The sequence below is a fragment of the Intrasporangium sp. genome, from assembly GCF_032907665.1.
Lineage (GTDB): Bacteria > Actinomycetota > Actinomycetes > Actinomycetales > Dermatophilaceae > Intrasporangium.
In genome coordinates this window covers 1-17,101 of sequence record NZ_JAJJPG010000081.1, presented here as the reverse complement: position 1 = coordinate 17,101, position 17,101 = coordinate 1, and the positions used below count along the sequence as shown (strand labels likewise).

The window sequence follows — 17,101 nt, the reverse complement described above, 5'->3', positions numbered from 1 at the left end:
GACGAGATCATCGACCTGTCGGCCGGGCCCAGGCGGTATGCCGGGTGGTCGGCCTGTTATCGCCGCGAGGCCGGGTCGCACGGCAAGGACACCCGCGGCATCATCCGGGTGCACCAGTTCCACAAGGTCGAGATGTTCAGCTACTGCCGCCCCGAGGACGCGGAGGGCGAGCACCAGCGACTGCTCGACTGGGAGCGAGAGATGCTCGCCAAGATCGAGGTGCCCTACCGGATCATCGACACGGCTGCCGGTGACCTCGGCGGTCCAGCTGCGCGCAAGTTCGACTGCGAGGCCTGGGTCCCGACCCAGGGCAAGTACCGCGAGGTGACCTCGACGTCCAACTGCACGACGTTCCAGGCCCGCCGGCTGGGCACCCGAGAGCGCGACCCCAACGGCTCAGGCACGCGGACCGTCGCGACCCTCAACGGCACCCTCGGAACGACCCGCTGGCTCGTGGCGATTCTCGAGAACCACCAACAGGCGGACGGGTCGGTTGTCGTCCCGGAGGCGCTCCGTCCCTTCCTCGGGCTGGACGTGCTCAAGCCGATCACCTGATCCACGCGACGGGACGGGCGCCGCACCAGCGTCCGTTTCGTCCAGTCTGTGCCGCGGTGGGCGAATTCGCCTGTGCCACAAAGGTCGCAGGGAAGGAGCTCCATGTCGGCAGGTATCTGTGCGCCGGTCAGTGACTCCTCAAGTGGCCACCAAGTCCTGCCCAAGCGGCCTGCGACACGGTGTGCCCGGATCCCGATCACCGGTGCCGCCGACTCCCCGGCGCAACCATCACTCCCGGTCGCGGATCGACCACCTTCGCGGGTCACCCACGAGGACGCACCGCGACCGACTCAAGGAACACGCACGCATGACCATCGAACAGCAGTCCATCTCCCTCCACCCGTCACAGCACCGCCGCGCCTCGAGCCTGCGCGGCCTCTGCGGTGGAGCCCTCCACCTGCCCGGCGACGCCGACTACGACCGGGTCCGTCTGCCCTGGAACGTCGCCGTCGACCAGCGACCCGCAGCCGTCGCCCTGCCCCGTGACGTCGGCGATGTCCAGACCGTCGTGCGGGCCGCGGCTGCGGCCGGCCTGCGGGTCGCGCCGCAGAGCACCGGACACAACGCCGGTCCGCTCGCGGCCCACGGCCTCGAGGACGTCGTCCTGCTCCGCACCGACCGCCTGCGCGGGGTCAACATCGACCCCGAGCGCCGGATCGCCCGGGTCGAGGGCGGCGCGCTGTGGATCGACGCGACCGAGCCGGCCGCCGACCACGGCCTCGCCCCCCTGCACGGCAGCTCTCCTGACGTCGGGATCGTCGGCTACTCGCTCGGCGGCGGGATCGGCTGGTACGCGAGGCAGCTGGGCCTGGCGACCAACAGCCTCACCGCCGCCGAGCTCGTCACGGCCGATGGCGAGTTCATGCGGGCGGACGCCGCGAACAACCGCGAGGTCTTCTGGGCCCTGCGCGGCGGTGGCGGGAACTTCGGGGTCGTGACGGCACTCGAGTTCCGGCTCTACCCGATCGAGACCGCCTACGCCGGCATGCTCGTGTGGGACCGCTCGGAGGCCGAGCAGGTCCTCCGCCGGTGGTCCTGTTGGGCCCCGGAGGCTCCCGACGCCGTCACCACCGCCTTCCGGATCCTCAACCTCCCGCCGATCCCCGAGATCCCGGGGCCGCTGCGTGGCCGCTCGCTCGCAGTCATCGACGGCGCCGTGCTGGGAACGGACGCGGAGGCCGATGGCGTGCTCGCTGCCCTGCGCGCGCTCAAGCCCGAGATCGACACGTTCAGCCGCGTGCCCGCTCGGTCCCTCGTCAGGCTCCACATGGACCCCGAGGGACCCACGCCCGGGGTGGCAGACTCGACGTTGATCGACGCGCTGCCTGACGCAGCAGTCGACGCCTTCCTCGACCAGGTCGGTCCTGGCTCCACGTCCTCCCTGCTCGCAGCAGAGCTCCGTCAGCTCGGCGGCGCGCTGGGACGGGTCCCCGAGGAGCATGGCGCGCTGGCGAGGATCGATGCGCTCTTCGCTGTCTTCGGAGCGGCCATCGCTGCCACCCCGGAGCTGGCGATGCAGGGCCAGCTCGACGCGAGCGCCTTCACCACGGCTCTCGAGCCCTGGTCGAGCGGACGGAGCTACCTCAACTTCGCTGAGGGGGCGACCGACGCGAAGACGGCCTTCGACGAGCGGGCATGGATGCAGCTCAAGGGGATCCGCTCGGCGATGGACCCGGACGACCGGTTCCTCGCGAACCACCGGATCCCGCGGCTCTTCGAGAACGGTCGGGTCACCGACTGACTGTCTCCGCGGCGGGCCTGAGTGCCGGTACTCAGGTCTGCCGCGGCCCGTATCACCCCCGGGACGTGTGCCTCTGACCCGACGGCGGTCGAGACACCCGACGCCATGGGCCGCCATCTGGCGCCGCACGCGACGCCCCGCCTGCAACCACAGATCACCCCAGCTGTACCGCCGCAACAGAACGAGGAACCCTGACGTGAACGCCGCCACCCTCCACACGTGGTCGTCCCAGGTCCGCCTGCCCGGACAGGCAGCCGCCCACCCCGGACCGATCGACCTCACCCGGGTCTATCTCGTGCACCACGCCGTCCGGCGCGACCTCGCGGCGTTCACTGCCGCCGTGGAGACGACCCCGCTGGACGCCGCGGTCACCTGGCTGGCCCTCGGCAGCCGCTGGCAGCTCTTCGCCTCGGCGCTCCGCCGGCACCACACCGCCGAGGACGCCGGGGTGCGACCCGTCCTGCGACCTCTCACCGACGTCCCGGACAGGGAGGTGCTGGACGAGATCGAGGCGGAGCACGCCACCATCGATGACCTGCTCGCCGACTGCACGGCGGGCTTCGAGCGGCTGGCGCCGCCGCCGGACGTCGGTGCTCACGCCGTGCTCGTGTCGAGCGTGACGCGCGCCACCGAGCTGATCGGCGCACACCTGGACCGTGAGGAGCGTGAGACGCTGCGGATCCTCCAGGAGGTGCTCACCCCGGAGCAGTGGGCCCAGATCGAGGAGACCCACTTCAGGTCGGCGGTGCCGCCGGCCGAGGTCGTCGCGCTCGTCCCCTGGCTGCTCCATCAGGTGCCCGGGCCGATCCGCAGGGACCACCTCGCGCGGGCCGGACGGACGGAGCACCTCGTGTGGCTGGCGACGCGGTCGGGCTTCACGCGCCGCGAACGGCTCGTCTTCGCCCACATCGGCTGACGACCCCGGCGTCGGGCTCGCGGCTGAGGTGGCCGACTCCGGTCATGGCCGCAACCGGACAGGCGAGGGCCTTGGCGGCGGTCGCTCCGGGTGGCAGCGTCACGTGCCACTGCCAAGTAGTGGGGAGCACCGTGAGCACTCGCATGTCTCGGGTCCGGCATCTCCGAGGTGCCATCGCGTTCGTCCTTTCCGTTCTCGTCGCGCTCGGTGTCTCCGCTGCACCGGCCGCTGCCGCGAGCCCCGCAGCGGAGGATGCCAGCCGGAAGGTGGAGGCCGGCCTCAGCGAGGCCTTCGAGGCGAGGGCGTCGCAGCCGTGAGGCCACGCCAGCGCGAGACGCTGAGGCTGACACTTGATGCGACCGCGGTGACCAGGCCGGGGACGTATACCGCCATCCTGCGCGTCCACGACGACGGCCCCCTCACGGCGCCGACGGTGACGGTGCGCATGGTGGTCACACCGCGCAGGTGACGCAGGTCGTGCCGGGGCAGGCGCGGCCACGTGGCCCACAGTGACGCGCCCACCGCGACGCGCCCACCCGACGCGCCCCCGCCCGGGCTCGTCCGGTCCCCTCCCGGTAGGCCATCCTGTGGGGAAGCCCCGACCGAGAGGACCCGACATGGAGCGCTTCGACATCATCGTCATCGGGATGGGTCCGGGCGGTGAGCACGTCGCGGGCACGTTGGCCGAGAAGGGTCTTCGCGTCCTGGGCGTCGACCACGGTCTCGTCGGTGGCGAGTGTCCCTACTGGGGCTGCATTCCCTCGAAGATGATGGTCCGCGCGGCCGACACGCTCGCCGAGGCCCGGCGGGTGGGCGGCCTCGCCGGGTCCGTCGGCGCGGTCCGACCGGACTGGTCGCTGGTGGCGCGGCGGATCCGCGAGGAGGCGACAGGCGGCTGGGACGACCGGTCCGCGGTGGAGCGCTTCACGAAGAAGGGCGGGACCTTCGTCCGGGGCACCGGCAGGATCGTCGGCTCGGGACGGGTGGACGTGGACGGGACGCCGTATGCCGCTGAGCGCGGGATCGTGGTCAACACGGGCTCCCGCGCGGCCATCCCCCCGATCGCGGGTCTCGACGGGGTGCCCTACTGGACGAACCGGGACTTCGTCGAGGCGCCAGCGCTGCCGGCGTCGCTCGTCGTGATCGGTGGTGGCGCGATCGGCTGTGAGCTCAGCCAGGCAGCAGCCCGCTTCGGCGCCGCGGTGACCGTGGTGGAGTCGGCGCCGCGCCTGCTCGCGGCCGAGGAACCGGAGGCATCGGATCGCCTCGCAAAGGTCTTCGACCAGGAGGGGATCACCGTGCGCGCCGGGGCCCGAGCCACGCATGTGTCCGCTTCGGAGGGTGCTGTCACGGTCGCCCTCGACGACGGGACGGAGGTGCAAGCGGAGCGGCTCCTCGTCGCGACCGGCCGGGAGACCGACCCGGCCGCGGTCGGACTCGGCTCGGTCGGGGTGGCCGAGGACGCCACGGTGGCACCGGTCGACGAGAGGTGCCGGGTGGCGCCGGGCGTCTGGGCGATCGGGGACCTCACCGGCAAGGGGGCCTTCACCCACGTCTCGATGTACCAGGCCGGCATCGTCATCCGCGATCTGCTCGGTGAGGGCGGACCGGTTGCGGACTACCACGCGGTCCCCAGAGTCACCTTCACCGACCCTGAGATCGGCGTCGTCGGACGCACCGAGGCGCAGGCGCGGGACGCCGGCCTCGACGTCGCCACCGGGGCGACCGATCTCGGTTCGACGACCCGCGGCTGGATCCACGGAGTGGGTGACGACGGCTTCATCAAGGTCGTCGCGGATGCCGGGCGGGGAGTGCTCGTCGGCGCGACGGCGATGGGCCCGTATGCGGGGGAGGTCCTGGGGGCGCTCGCCGTGGCGGTCCACGCCCAGGTTCCAGTCGACGCGCTGCGCTCGATGATCTACGCCTACCCGACCTTCCATCGAGGCATCGAGACCGCGCTGGCGGACCTGGACGAGCGCCGCTGAGTGGCACGGCGGCGCCTGCTCCCCGCAAGGGCCTCCAGACTGTTTACCGATCAACGATCGCGACGTAGCGTGGAGTGATGAGAACACGACGCGTACTGGTGACATCCGCACTTGCCGCTGTGTTCGCAGCGGCTCCGCTCGGGGCGGCCACGGCCGAGCCCTTCCCCGACACCATCCCGATCCCCACCGGCTCGCTCCCCGAAGGGATCGCCACGGGGACGGGGACCTCCATCTATGCAGGGTCCCGCGCCGACGGGTCGGTGTGGATGGGCGACCTCCGCACCGGCGAGGGCGGGATCCTCGTCGAGGGGACCGAGGGGCGCATGGCCGTCGGCATCAAGGTCGAGCACGGTCTGCTCTTCGTCTCCGGCGGCACGTTCGGCGACGCCTACATCCATGACGCCAGGACGGGCGAGGAGGTCGCCGTCCTCGACCTCACCGACGGCCCCGCCTTCATCAACGACGTCACGGTGACCGAGGACGCCGCGTACTTCACCAACTCGATGGCGGCCGAGCTCTACGCGGTCGAGCTCGTGGACGGCATGCCGACCGGCGACGTCACGACGCTTCCGCTCACCGGTGACTGGGAGCAGGTGGCCGGCTTCAACGCGAACGGCATCGCGGCGACCCCTGACGGCTCGACGCTGCTCGTCATCAACAGCACGACCGGGATCCTCTACCACGTCGACCCGATGACAGGTGAGGCGAGGGCCGTGGACACCGGGGGTGCCGACCTCACCCAGGGCGACGGCATCCTCTTGCGAGGGAAGACCCTCTACGTCGTGCGCAACCGGTCCAACGCCATCGTCGAGCTGCAGATGGCGCCGGACCACCTGTCGGCCACCGTGGTCGCGACGCTGACCGATCCCGACTTCGACGTGCCGACGACGATCGCCGCCCACGGGTCCCGGCTCTATGTCGTCAACGCCCGCTTCACGGCACCTCCCGGTCCGACGACCGAGCACGACATCGTCAAGGTCGACGGGGAGTAGCGGTCACCGAAGCGGCCGGAAGAAGGTCCTCAGGTCCTCGATGAGGAGGTCGGGCACTTCCATCGCGGGGAAGTGCCCGCCCCGGTCGTACTCCGCCCAGTGAGCCGTCGACCCTGCCGGGTCCATGAGGGCGCGGATCGTCGTATCGGCCCGGAAGACGGCGACTCCCGTCGGCGGACCGGCTGGTGGCTGCTCCCCGTCTCGGTCGCCCCCCGGGTCCTCCGAGTCCTCCGAGTCCCGCGAGCCCTCCGAGGCTGCCGCCCGGTACTCGCGCCAGGCCCGCATGCCGTCGTGCACCGCGTGCGCGGTGGACGCGCCGGACCTGGTGAACCAGTAGATGGAGACGTTCGTCAGCAGCTGGTCCTTGTCGACCGCCTCGTGCGGCCGTTCGTGAGCCGGGTCGGTCCACTCGTGGAACTTCTCGGCGATCCACGCCAGCTGCGCCACCGGGGAGTCCGTCAGCCCGTACGCCAGGGTCTGCGGCCGTGTGGACATGATCGCGAGGTAGCCGGAGCCGTCCTCGCGGAAGGCGTTGTGCCGCTGTGCACGGTCGCGGTCGTCGCCGACGAACGCATCGGCGTCGAGGGCGGGCTCGAACGGTGCGGCGGCGGCAGTGCCGGTGAGGTGCACGCCGATGACACGGTGTGGCGCAACCATCGCGATCATGCCGGCGACGCCGGACCCGACGTCGGTTCCCTGGGTGGCGAACCGCTCGTAGCCCAGTCGGCTCATCAGCTCTGTCCAGGCCTGGGCGACGGCGAAGAGGTTGAAGCCGCCGGGCCCGAGCGGAGTGGAGAAGCCGTAGCCCGGCAGCGCCGGAATGACCAGGTCGAAGGCGTCGTCCGGATCGCCACCGTGCGATCGAGGGTCGGCGAGAGGGCCGACGAGCCGGGTGAACTCCACCGGGGAGCTCGGCCAGCCGTGGGTGATGAGCAGCGGCACTGCGGCGGGCTCCGGTGAGCAGACGTGGAAGAAGTGGATCGTCTGGCCGTCGATCTCGGTGACGAACTGCGGCAGCTCGTTGAGCGCGGCCTCCTGCGCCCGCCAGTCGTACCCGTCGGCCCAGTAGTCCGCGAGCTCGCGGAGGTAGTCCTCGGGGACACCTCGACTCCAGTCGTTCGGGCTGGCTGGGCGGGATGGGCTGGACGTGTCGGAGGTGCTGCTCGGCTCGGCCGGGCTGGACGGCCAGCGGGTGGCCGCGAGACGGTGGCGCAGGTCGTCGAGGTCGGCCTGCGGGACGTGGATGCGGAACGGCCGGATCAGGGGGTGGTGATTCATTCTGGTCATGGCCCAACGCTAGGAGTCATTGCGGAAGACTTTCTTCCGCGATCTGCGAGAGACTCGGCAGATGTTCGAGACGTCCGCGAGACTGCTCCGTCTGCTGGGTCTCCTCCATTCCCGGAGGGACTGGACGGGAGGGCAGCTCGCCGAGCGGCTCGGGGTGTCGAGCCGGACCGTGCGCACCGACGTCGAGCGGCTCCGGTCGCTCGGCTACGTCGTCGACGCGGTCCCCGGAGTGGGCGGGGGTTATCGACTCGGTGTGGGCACCGCGGTGCCGCCCCTCCTCCTCGACGACGAGGAGGCGGTCGCGGTCGTGGTGGGGCTGCGCAGCGCCGCCTCGACCGCGGTCGAGGGCATCGAGGAGGCCTCCGTCCGAGCCCTGGCGAAGCTCGAGCTGGTCCTGCCGTCACGGCTTCGTCGACGGGTCGCCGTGCTGGGGTCCGCGACGGTTGCCCTCCCCTCGCCCACGTCGGGCGCCCCTGTCGACCCCGAGTCACTCCTCGCGGTCGCCGCTGCCTGCCGGGATCACGAGCGCCTCCGCTTCGCCTACGTGACGCGCGGTGGTGAGTCGAGCCGCAGGCTGGTCGAGCCGCATCGGCTGGTCAGCGCTGGGCGCCGGTGGTACCTGCTGGCGCACGACGTCGACAGGGGAGACTGGCGAACCTTCCGGATCGACCGGATGCGACTGCGTCTGCCCGCCGGCCCGCGCTTCACCCCCCGTGACCTCCCCGACGCAGAGGTGGCCGAGCGCATCTCGACCGGCCTGGCCACCGCGGCCTGGGCATACCGAGCCCGGGTCACGGTGCAGGCGTCCGCCGAGCACGTTGCCGCGCGACTGCCGTGGATGGCCCCGATCGAACGTGTGGACGACTCCACCTGCCGACTCGAGCTCGGTTCGGACTCGGCCGAGCAGCTTGCCGCATACCTCGGGATGCTCGGCGCTGACTTCGCGTTCGATGAGCAGGCCTCACCCGAGCTGGCCGCGTGCGTCCGCGACCTTGTGCGGCGCTACGCGGATGCCGTATGCCGCTGAGCCGGCTCGCGCGCGCCGCGCGCTCGCGGGTGGGTATGGGTTGGGATGTGTCTGACGTCCAGACCACGAGAGGAGTCGGCCATGGGAGCAGGAATCACGCTGGCGGTGATCGGGGCGATCCTCGCCTTCGCCGTGCGGGCGGACCCGGATGGGATCAGCCTGCCGACCGTCGGGGTCATCCTCATGATTGCCGGGGCTCTCCTCATCGCCCTCTCCCGCCGCGACCACCGCCGGAAGGTCCTCACCAGCGTCGAGCCGGCCGAGGACCCGCGCGACCCGCCGCACGTCTACACCGAGGGCGCGCTCCGGGAGATCGACGACTGACCCGCCAGGCATCTGGCGCGCGTCCCGAGACGTGGCGTCCCAAGATCGGGGACCCCACCTCTCCCGATCGGCCGCCACCACCGCAACCCGCTCACGGCTGGGTCGCGGGCCGGATAGCGTTGGTCCATGGAACAGCGGATGGTCGCCCTCGACCTCGACGGCACGACTCTCACCCACACCGGTGAACTCTCCGACGGCGTGCGCAAGGCGGTCGCCGCCCTGCCCGACGACGTCATCGTCGTCGTGGCCACCGGCCGCTCCATCATCGCGACCACTCCGGTCCTCGAGACGCTCGACATCCGGCAGGGCTTCGCCGTGTGCGCCAACGGAGCCGTGACGATCGAGATCGACGAGCGGACTTCCTCGGGCTACGCCATCGTCGACAAGGTGACCTTCGACCCCCGGCCCGTGCTCGAGAACCTGCGCAGCACCCTGCCCACGGCACGGATCGCCGTCGAGGAGCTCGGCGTCGGCTTCAAGGTGAGCCAGCACTTCCCCGAAGGGGAGCTCATGGGTCGGACGCGTGTCGTCGACTGGGACGAGCTCGTGGCACACCCGGTCACTCGCGTGACGCTGCGCCAGCCGGAGGCGACGGCCGAGGAGTTCATGGACATGGTGGAGCGGGCCGGTCTCCACGGTGTGTCCTACGCCGTCGGCTGGTCGGCCTGGCTCGACATCAATCCCGAGGGCGTGAGCAAGGCGTCGGCTCTCGAGCTCGTGCGCCGCCGCATCGGTGTCGAGCCGATTCACACCGTGGCCGTCGGTGACCAGCGCAACGACCTCGAGATGCTCCACTGGGCGGCGTGGGGCGTGGCGATGGGCAACGCCCCCGACGAGGTCAAGGCCATTGCCGACGAGGTCACGGGGGACGTGGAGGAGGACGGTCTCGTCCCGATCCTCGAGGGCGTGGCCGAGGCGGCGAGGAACGGCGCGCCCTTCCGTGACGGAGTGCCCTCGAGCGCCACGGCACGTCTCCAGTTCTAGCCGGCCCAGCGGCATACGGGCTGTGTCCTCGGGGGACGGCACCGTGCGAGCCTCGATGTCGAGCACGGCCGGTCCCGGTCGACGTAGGAGTGAGGCAGGGCAGCCGGCCCTGCGAGAGGAAGGGTTGCCATGCGCTTCATGATCATCGTTCCCGGCGGACCGGAGACCGAGAGCGGCACGCCCGGCACGGAGGAGCAGTTCGCCGACATGCAGGCGTACCAGGAGGAGATGCTCCGTGCCGGGGTCTACGTCGACGGCCAGGGCCTGCAGCCGACGTCCAAGGGAGCCCGGGTGACGTGGGAGGACGGCGAGTGGGTCGTGACAGACGGCCCGTTCGCCGAGGCGAAGGAGCTCATCGCCGGGTTCTCGATCATCGAGGTGTCGTCGCGCGAGGAGGCCATCGAGTGGGTCAGGCGGTGGCCCCGGTCCTGCGCCCCGAGCCCCGGCCGAGCCCTGGAGCTGCGCCAGATCTACTCGCCCGAGGACTTCGCCGACGCCTTCTCGCCCGAGCTCGCGGAGAGAGAGGCACGCATGCGGGAGGAGGCGGCCCGCACCGCAGCCCGCGGCTGACGGAGCCGCTGCACCCTCCCGCCGACGGACCCTCCGCCTCCACCTCACCCCGCCCCGGTCACCGCGATCGTGACAGAGTGAGGGGCGTGAGTGACCCCATCCAGGTGCAGCGGACGGTCGAGGCGGTCTGGCGGGTCGAAGCCGCGAAGGTGGCCGCCGTCGTGGCGCGGCTCGTCGGCGACATCGGTCTCGCCGAGGACCTTGCCCAGGACGCCTTCGTCCAGGCGCTGGAGCAGTGGCCCCGCGACGGCCTGCCCGACAACCCGGGCGCGTGGCTCACCGCGACCGCCCGCCGCCGCGCCATCGACCGGATCCGGCGAGACGTGAACCTCAGGGACAAGCTGCAGCAGGTCGGTCACGCGGAGGAGCTCCGCGTGGCCGACCTCGCCGAGGCCGACTTCGACCAGGCCCTCGAGGACATCGACGACGACGTCCTCGGGCTCATCTTCGCCGCATGCCACCCCGTGCTCACCGCGCAGGCGCGAATCTCATTGACCCTGAGGATGATCGGCGGCCTCACGACGCGGGAGATCGCGCGTGCCTTCCTCACGACCGAGTCGACCATCGGGCAGCGCATCTCCCGTGCCAAGAAGGCCCTCCGCGCGGACGGCGTGAGCATCGAGGTGCCGTCCGGGGCCGAGCTCGCACCCCGCCTCGCCTCCGTCCTCGAGGTCATCTATCTCATCTTCAACGAGGGCTATGCCGCCACGTCCGGCCGCGACTGGGTCCGCGGCGATCTCATGGAGGAGGCGATCCGTCTCGGACGGGTCCTCTCCGCCCTCGCACCCCACGAACCCGAGGTCCACGGACTCGTCGCCCTCATGGAGATCCAGGCCTCCCGCACCCGGGCCCGTATCGCCCCCGACGGCGCCCCCGTCCTGCTGCTCGACCAGGACCGGACCACCTGGGACTGGGCACTCATCCGCCATGCCCTCACCGAGCTCGACCGCGCGACGCGGCACGGCGGCCCACGCGGTCCGTACGTCCTCCAGGCGGCGATCGCCGCGTGCCACGCGCGCGCTCGCACGCCGGAGCAGACCGACTGGGCGCGGATCGTCGCGCTCTACGAGGAGCTCAGGGCCCTGCGCCCCTCCCCGGTCATCGACCTCAACCTCGCGGTCGCCCTGTCGTATGCCGCTGGGCCGGCCCCCGCTCTCGCCGTCGTCGACCAGCTGGTGGAGTCCACGGCGCTCGCGGACTACCACCTGCTGCCGAGCGTCCGGGCAGACTTGCTGCGCAAGCTCGGTCGTGAGGAGGAGGCGCGCGAGGAGTTCCGGCGGGCCGCCGCGATGACGGACAACGACGCGGAACGCAATCTTCTCCTCCGGCGCGCCGCTGGCGACGGAGCCGGAGCCGAGGCACGATCTGCACCCAAGCCGGAGGTATCAGAACTACTGTCTGATCACCCTGCAGGACAATGACGGCAAGGGAGGTTCGCATGGTCGCCGCGCATCGCAGCTGCCCGGGTTACGTCGAGGAGCCGTTCGCCTCGCTCGTCGCCGAGTACCCGGGTGTCGAGGCCTATCCCGCCGACGACTTCCGGGTCGAGTGGGGCCCGGTCTTCCATCGAGGCAGGCTGGACGGCTCGGCGCGGGTCCTCGTCCTCGGACAGGACCCGGCCACGCACGAGGCGATCAGTCGACGCGTCCTCGTCGGCGAGGCAGGACAACGCGTCCAGGGGATGCTCGCCCGCCTCGGCATCTCCTCGAGCTACGTCATGCTCAATGTGTATCTCTACAGCGTCTTCGGCCAGGCAGCCGGGTATCGCCACGTCAAGGACACCGCCATCGTCGACTACCGACACCGGTGGCTCGACGCGGTGCTCCTCGACTCGCAGGTCACCGCCGTCCTCGCGCTCGGCACCCTGGCGAAGCGCGCCTACGGACACTGGGCGTCGAGCTCGCCGGAGCGCGAGGCCCGTGCCGGTGGGCTGCACCTCGCTGCCGTGCGGCACCCCACCTACGCCGAGGGCTCGGCCCGGGCGAGCGGGCAGCCACTCGAGGACACGACGGCTGCGCAGCTGGCCGACTGGAGCGCCCACCTGCCCGAGCTGAGCGCGGCCGTGGCACCGGAGGTGACGCCCAACCCGCGCCCCTACGGCGAATCCTGGGCCGAGAACGACCTCGTCGCCATCCCCGAGCAGGACCTTCCGCCCGGCGTGCCGGCCTGGTGGCGCGCAGTCGACGCCTGGGCGGTCCGCACCGGCGCCGACGCCCAGGAGAAGCGGTCGACCATCCGGGTCACCGTGCCGAAGGGAGCGCGACAGTGGCCGACCCTGTGACGGGCTCCGCGAGGAGCGAGACCCCGAAGGCCGCCGCATCCTTCGAGGAGGCCTACCAACGCGGGATCACCGACGAGCTCCCACCACCCCCACGGCGCCAGCGGGCCCTGCCCCCTGCGCCGTTCGCGCTCCGAGGGGCCGTGATCACTCCGGAGAGCGCGTGGTCCACCGGCTACGTCACCGTCGCCGACGGCATGATCGACCGGGTGAGTCGGAGACGTCCGACGTCGGTTCCGGTGCTCGACACCGACGGGGTGATCCTGCCCGGACTGCTCGACCTGCACGGTCACCCCGAGTTCAACGTCTTCGCCGCGTGGGAGCCGCCGAAGCTCTACGCCAACCGCTACGCCTGGCGACGATCGACGGCCTACAAGCAGCTCGTGCGCGACCCGCAGAACGCCCTCCGTGACGCCGTTCCGCCGCAGACGCAGACCCGCTACGCCGAGGTCCGGGCCCTCGTCGGGGGCGTCACCGGAATCCAGGGTGCGGCCTCCGCGAGCAGCAGCGCCGCGGCCGAGCCGCTCGTGCGCAACATCGACCGGTGGGCCTTCGGAGCGCACCGCGCTCGGTCGCTGATCGACCTGCCGAGCGGCTCCTTCGGCAAGGAGTCCTTCGACCGCATCATCGCCCACATCGCGGCCGGCACCGTCAACGCCTTCTACCTCCACCTGTCCGAAGGGCGGCGGGGCGACGACGTGAGCACCGACGAGTTCCGCCGGTTCCTCGACCTCGGCGCGGCGACCCCCGCGACGAACATCATCCACGGCACCGCCCTGACAACAGCAGACCTGCACGAGGTCGCCGACGCGGGCTGCCGCCTCGTGTGGTCGCCGCAGTCGAACCTGCGCCTCTACGGCGAGACGACCCTGGCGGGCGAGGCCCTGCGCGCCGGCATCCCCATGGCCCTGGGAGCCGACTGGCTGCCGTCCGGCTCGACGAGCCTGCTCGGAGAGATGAAGGTCGCCCGACGCGAGCTCGCCCGGCAAGGACATCCGATCCCTGCCGCGGACCTCGTCGCCATGGTCACCTCGGTCGCGGCTCGGCTCGCCGGCCTCGACGAGCACCTGGGCTCGGTCGCCGTGGGCCGACCCGCGGACCTGCTCGTCCTCGAGCGGCATCACAAGGACCCCTACGAGAACGTGTGTCTGGCCGACCCGTCCTGGGTGCAGCTCGTCTGCATCGGCGGCGACGTCACCTATGCGCGGGCGGACTGGTTCGACACCCTCTCGGGCGGGGCGACGGGATCGACGATCGAGGACCTCGTCGCGTGGGGCAAGCCGATGCGGCTGGACACCGGATTCCAGTCGCCCGCGGACGGACCGGCTCCGTCCCTCACGGAGATCCGGGCCCTGCTGACCTCGGCCTACCCGCCCGTGGGGCCGATCTTCGCCTGAGCCAGGCGCAAGAGGAGCGGTATGCCGCTGAGCCGGCTCAGCGGCATACCGCTCCCTCCTGCGCGCGGGGCTCAGCCAGTGGGCTGGCGTTCGTCGTCGGGGATCGGCGTGTCCGGGGCCCGACGCGTCGCCAAGAGGCTGGTCACGGTCACCGTGCCGAGGATGCCGACGATGACGCCGAGGGAGAGCAGCGTCGGGATCTCGGGGACGGCCGGCCACTCGCCGTGGGCCCAGTGCAGGACCAGCTTGACCCCGATGAAGGCGAGGATGAGGGCCAGACCGTGCCCGAGGTGGACGAGGGCGGAGAGGGCGTTCTCGAGCACGAAGTAGAGGGCCCGCAGGCCGAGCAGGGCGAAGGCGTTGGTGATGAAGACGAGGTAGGGGTCGCCAGTGATCCCGTAGACGGCCGGCACGGAGTCGACGGCGAAGACGATGTCGGTGCCGAGGATCGCGACGGCGACCAGCGCCAGCGGCGTCAGCGCCCGGCGGCCGTCGCGGTGGACCGTCAAGCGGGTGCCTGCGTAGGCGTCGGTGACCGGGTAGAAGCGTCGCACGATGCGGACGCTGCGGAGCTGCTGGATGTCGACGCCGTGGTCCCGGTGCGCCAGCGCGTCACGGCCGACCTTGACCGCGGTCACGAGCAGGATGGCCCCGAAGAGCAGGAACGTCCAGGAGAAGGTGGCGATGAGCTGGGCACCGACCGCGATGAAGACGGCGCGCAGGACGAGCGCTCCGGCGACGCCGAGGAGCAGGACGCGCTGGCGCAGCTCCCGCGGCACCGCGAACGCGGCGAGCAGGACGATGAAGACGAACAGGTTGTCCACGGACAGGGACTTCTCGACGAGGTACCCCGTGTAGAACTCGATGCCCTGCGTGGAGCCGTAGGCGGCCCAGAGCCAGGCACCGAACGCGACGGGCACGGCGATGTAGAACGCGGACCACCCGACCGCCTCGCGCATGCTCGGGTCGTGGGGCCTGCGGGTCACCACGAAGTCGGCGGCGAAGAGCGCGATGATGCCGGCAACGGTCACGATCCACAACGTCGGGGTGGCGATGGTCGTGGTCGTGATGCTCGTGGGCGTGACGGTGGCTGTCGTGAATGCTGGACTCGCGCCCGCAAGGGTAGTGAGCATGGGGTCTCCTCAGATCGGCGTGTGCGGTCTGAGGTCTCCTTCGCCGACGGCTCGGCCGTCGGCGTCCGCCCGGGGTGGCAGGCCACCGGAATGACCGGGACGGACTCGGGAAGTACTCCCCTCACGAGGAGGGTAAGGCAGGATGGCCCCCCGGTCCAAACGAGGCGCGCGGCCATGGCCGCACGATGGCGTCAGGGCGCGTCAGGGCGCGTCAGCCCGCAGCGCCTCCTCGAGCCGTCGCACGCGCCGCGTGAGGATCTTCAGGAGCACCCGGTCGCAGTGCGGTGACAGGTCGAGCAGCCCTTGGAAGGTCACCGGCGACAGGATGAAGGTCGTGACCCCGCTCGGCCCGCTCGAGACGGTCGCCGAGTGGGGCGCCCGGTCGATGAGGGACATCTCCCCGAAGTAGTCGCCCGGTCCGAGGGTCGCCACCTCCGTGTCGTCCACCGTGACGACGGCACTCCCCTCGAGGACGAGGTGGAGACCGCCGCCGGACTGGCCCTGCTGCACGAGCACTCTGCCGGCGGGCACCTGCTGCTCCGAGCCACGCTCGATCACCGTGTCCAGGACGTCGTCGGGCACGTCGCTGAAGAGGTCCTCGTGTCTCAGGAATGCGCGCAGAGTCATGGCGTCCCTTTCGTGGTTTGGGTGGTAGGTCAATAGCACCCGACTTGGCCGCCGGCCGTGACTGCTTTGGCAGACAAAGTTCCCGCACACATCGCTATAGGAGGCACTGAACTGCTATACGGGCTAGAGTCTGCACATGGCTCGCTCGGAGAATCCGTTTCGACCTGGCTTCAACTCGCCACCGCCCGCGTTCGTCGGGCGCGAACGACTGCTCGGCGCCGTCCGTGAGGCCCTCGCGGTGGCCGCCCTCGACGGTCGCACTCCCCGCCCCATCGTCATCACCGGCACCCGCGGCGTCGGCAAGACGGTCGCGCTCGGCGAGGCCGCAGCCCTGGCCGCGACGGAGCACGCCTGGCCGACCGTGCACGTCGAGGTCAGACCGGGGAGGGACCTGACGCCCCTACTGACCGAGCGGATCGTCGCAGCGGGTCACCTCCTCGAGCACACGACAGCGGACGACAGGCGTCACCCGGTCATCACGGGCGGCAAGATCGGGGCCTCGGCTCTCGGTGTCGGCGGTGAGGTGGAGGTGCACCTGGAGCGACCCGGGTCCGGCGCCGCCGATCCGCTCGAGGCGGCGCTCCGCGCCACGATGCACACGGCGATGGAGGAGGGCGCCGGCCTCGTCGTCACCCTCGACGAGGTCCAGTACGCTCAGCGGGCCGAGCTCGCCGGCTTCACCGCGGTCCTCCAGGAGCGCATGGGCGACAACTGGCCCCTCGTCGTCCTCGTCGCGGGCCTGCCGTCGATCCGCGAGCCGCGACGCACGGTCACCTACCTGGAGCGCGGCGAGTGGCATGAGCTCGGCCTGCTCACCCGGGACGAGGCGGAGCAGGCCCTTCGCGAACCCGCTGCGGACGCTGGCCGCCCCATGGACGCCGATGCGGCCCGCGAGCTCGCCGCCGCCTCCGGGGGCTATCCCTACGCCGTCCAGCTCTACGGCCACCACGCCTGGCGGGCGTCGTCGGGATCGGACCACATCGCCCTCGAGCACGCGCTCGCCGCCCGCACCGCGGCCCGCCGCGAGCTGGAGGAGGGCCTCTACGTCGCTCGCTGGAACGACGCGTCGGAGCGGGAGCGCGAGTACCTCACGGCGGCTGCGCGGCTCATCGTCCGGAGGGGGGAGGCCACGGGCGGGGCGGTCGCCGCCGAGCTGGGGAAGGCGGCGACCGAAGTGTCCTACCTGCGCGACCGCCTCCTCAAGAAGGGCACCCTCTACAGCGAGGGCGCCCGCCTCGTCTTCATCACCCCGGGGATGGCGGAGTGGGTGGCCGGCCTCTGATCG

The 17,101-nt window shown here is 71.4% G+C and carries 17 protein-coding genes; 14 read left to right on the top strand and 3 right to left on the bottom strand.

Annotated elements, in window-relative coordinates:
* The 6 genes from LOY02_RS12615 to LOY02_RS12590 form a co-directional block, all read left to right on the top strand.
* A partial coding sequence (locus LOY02_RS12615) for an aminoacyl--tRNA ligase-related protein (protein ID WP_317182711.1) occupies positions 1–555 on the top strand: 555 nt, incomplete at its 5' end.
* 307 nt (positions 556–862) lie between these two features.
* On the top strand, positions 863–2,296 hold the full coding sequence (locus LOY02_RS12610; protein WP_317182710.1) for an FAD-binding oxidoreductase: 1,434 nt from the start codon (positions 863–865) through the stop codon (positions 2,294–2,296).
* A gap of 196 nt (positions 2,297–2,492) precedes the next feature.
* Positions 2,493–3,212, top strand: coding sequence for a hemerythrin domain-containing protein (locus LOY02_RS12605; protein ID WP_317182709.1), 720 nt, complete (start codon positions 2,493–2,495; stop codon positions 3,210–3,212).
* Between the two features lie 131 nt (positions 3,213–3,343).
* Positions 3,344–3,529 (top strand): hypothetical protein, encoded by a 186-nt coding sequence (locus LOY02_RS12600; RefSeq protein ID WP_317182708.1) that lies wholly within the window; start codon positions 3,344–3,346, stop codon positions 3,527–3,529.
* A 300-nt stretch (positions 3,530–3,829) separates the two neighbouring features.
* The gene (locus LOY02_RS12595) at positions 3,830–5,197 is read left to right on the top strand and encodes an NAD(P)/FAD-dependent oxidoreductase (RefSeq protein WP_317182707.1); all 1,368 of its coding nucleotides are present in this window, start codon (positions 3,830–3,832) and stop codon (positions 5,195–5,197) included.
* 77 nt (positions 5,198–5,274) lie between these two features.
* Positions 5,275–6,189, top strand: a complete 915-nt coding sequence (locus LOY02_RS12590; protein WP_317182706.1) for a hypothetical protein — start codon at positions 5,275–5,277, stop codon at positions 6,187–6,189.
* A gap of 3 nt (positions 6,190–6,192) precedes the next feature.
* Here LOY02_RS12590 and LOY02_RS12585 read toward each other — a convergent pair whose 3' ends face one another.
* A complete protein-coding gene (locus LOY02_RS12585; RefSeq protein WP_317182705.1) occupies positions 6,193–7,476 on the bottom strand; it encodes an epoxide hydrolase family protein in 1,284 nt (427 codons plus the stop codon).
* A gap of 61 nt (positions 7,477–7,537) precedes the next feature.
* On the opposite strand from LOY02_RS12585, the gene LOY02_RS12580 reads away from it, so the two are divergent.
* The 7 genes from LOY02_RS12580 to LOY02_RS12550 all read left to right on the top strand — a co-directional run bounded on the left by LOY02_RS12580 (position 7,538) and on the right by LOY02_RS12550 (position 14,056).
* Entirely contained in the window at positions 7,538–8,503 is a 966-nt protein-coding gene (locus LOY02_RS12580; RefSeq protein WP_317182704.1) for a YafY family protein, read from the top strand.
* Positions 8,504–8,584: 81 nt separating this feature from the next.
* Positions 8,585–8,827 (top strand): hypothetical protein, encoded by a 243-nt coding sequence (locus LOY02_RS12575; protein ID WP_317182703.1) that lies wholly within the window; start codon positions 8,585–8,587, stop codon positions 8,825–8,827.
* Between the two features lie 126 nt (positions 8,828–8,953).
* Entirely contained in the window at positions 8,954–9,811 is an 858-nt protein-coding gene (locus tag LOY02_RS12570) for an HAD-IIB family hydrolase (protein WP_317182702.1), read from the top strand.
* A 129-nt stretch (positions 9,812–9,940) separates the two neighbouring features.
* Positions 9,941–10,381, top strand: coding sequence for a YciI family protein (locus tag LOY02_RS12565; protein ID WP_317182701.1), 441 nt, complete (start codon positions 9,941–9,943; stop codon positions 10,379–10,381).
* An 86-nt stretch (positions 10,382–10,467) separates the two neighbouring features.
* Positions 10,468–11,802 carry an RNA polymerase sigma factor gene (locus LOY02_RS12560; protein WP_317182700.1) on the top strand — a complete coding sequence of 445 codons (1,335 nt, stop codon included), beginning with the start codon at positions 10,468–10,470 and terminating at the stop codon, positions 11,800–11,802.
* A 17-nt stretch (positions 11,803–11,819) separates the two neighbouring features.
* Positions 11,820–12,662, top strand: coding sequence for a uracil-DNA glycosylase family protein (locus tag LOY02_RS12555; protein WP_317182699.1), 843 nt, complete (start codon positions 11,820–11,822; stop codon positions 12,660–12,662).
* Positions 12,647–14,056: an amidohydrolase family protein gene (locus tag LOY02_RS12550; protein WP_317182698.1), complete on the top strand. Its 1,410-nt coding sequence runs from the start codon at positions 12,647–12,649 to the stop codon at positions 14,054–14,056. Before LOY02_RS12555 ends, LOY02_RS12550 begins: the two co-directional genes overlap by 16 nt.
* 71 nt (positions 14,057–14,127) lie before the next feature.
* Here the strand turns inward: LOY02_RS12550 and LOY02_RS12545 are convergent, their stop codons facing one another.
* Positions 14,128–15,189 carry a TerC family protein gene (locus LOY02_RS12545; protein ID WP_317182697.1) on the bottom strand — a complete coding sequence of 354 codons (1,062 nt, stop codon included), beginning with the start codon at positions 15,187–15,189 and terminating at the stop codon, positions 14,128–14,130.
* A gap of 201 nt (positions 15,190–15,390) precedes the next feature.
* Positions 15,391–15,816 (bottom strand): cyclic nucleotide-binding domain-containing protein, encoded by a 426-nt coding sequence (locus LOY02_RS12540; RefSeq protein ID WP_317182696.1) that lies wholly within the window; start codon positions 15,814–15,816, stop codon positions 15,391–15,393.
* Positions 15,817–15,952: 136 nt separating this feature from the next.
* Here LOY02_RS12540 and LOY02_RS12535 point away from each other — a divergent pair, with 136 nt between their 5' ends.
* Positions 15,953–17,098, top strand: a complete 1,146-nt coding sequence (locus LOY02_RS12535) for an ATP-binding protein (protein WP_317182695.1) — start codon at positions 15,953–15,955, stop codon at positions 17,096–17,098.
* The last annotated feature ends 3 nt before the right edge of the window (positions 17,099–17,101 follow it).

Coding starts and splice junctions, on each gene's coding strand:
- LOY02_RS12610 (WP_317182710.1), top strand. CDS start 863: ATGACCATCGAACAGCAGTCCATCTCCCTCCACCCGTCACAGCACCGC.
- LOY02_RS12595 (WP_317182707.1), top strand. CDS start 3,830: ATGGAGCGCTTCGACATCATCGTCATCGGGATGGGTCCGGGCGGTGAG.
- LOY02_RS12590 (WP_317182706.1), top strand. CDS start 5,275: ATGAGAACACGACGCGTACTGGTGACATCCGCACTTGCCGCTGTGTTC.
- LOY02_RS12585 (WP_317182705.1), bottom strand. CDS start 7,476: ATGACCAGAATGAATCACCACCCCCTGATCCGGCCGTTCCGCATCCAC.
- LOY02_RS12580 (WP_317182704.1), top strand. CDS start 7,538: ATGTTCGAGACGTCCGCGAGACTGCTCCGTCTGCTGGGTCTCCTCCAT.
- LOY02_RS12575 (WP_317182703.1), top strand. CDS start 8,585: ATGGGAGCAGGAATCACGCTGGCGGTGATCGGGGCGATCCTCGCCTTC.
- LOY02_RS12570 (WP_317182702.1), top strand. CDS start 8,954: ATGGAACAGCGGATGGTCGCCCTCGACCTCGACGGCACGACTCTCACC.
- LOY02_RS12565 (WP_317182701.1), top strand. CDS start 9,941: ATGCGCTTCATGATCATCGTTCCCGGCGGACCGGAGACCGAGAGCGGC.
- LOY02_RS12555 (WP_317182699.1), top strand. CDS start 11,820: ATGGTCGCCGCGCATCGCAGCTGCCCGGGTTACGTCGAGGAGCCGTTC.
- LOY02_RS12545 (WP_317182697.1), bottom strand. CDS start 15,189: ATGCTCACTACCCTTGCGGGCGCGAGTCCAGCATTCACGACAGCCACC.
- LOY02_RS12540 (WP_317182696.1), bottom strand. CDS start 15,816: ATGACTCTGCGCGCATTCCTGAGACACGAGGACCTCTTCAGCGACGTG.
- LOY02_RS12535 (WP_317182695.1), top strand. CDS start 15,953: ATGGCTCGCTCGGAGAATCCGTTTCGACCTGGCTTCAACTCGCCACCG.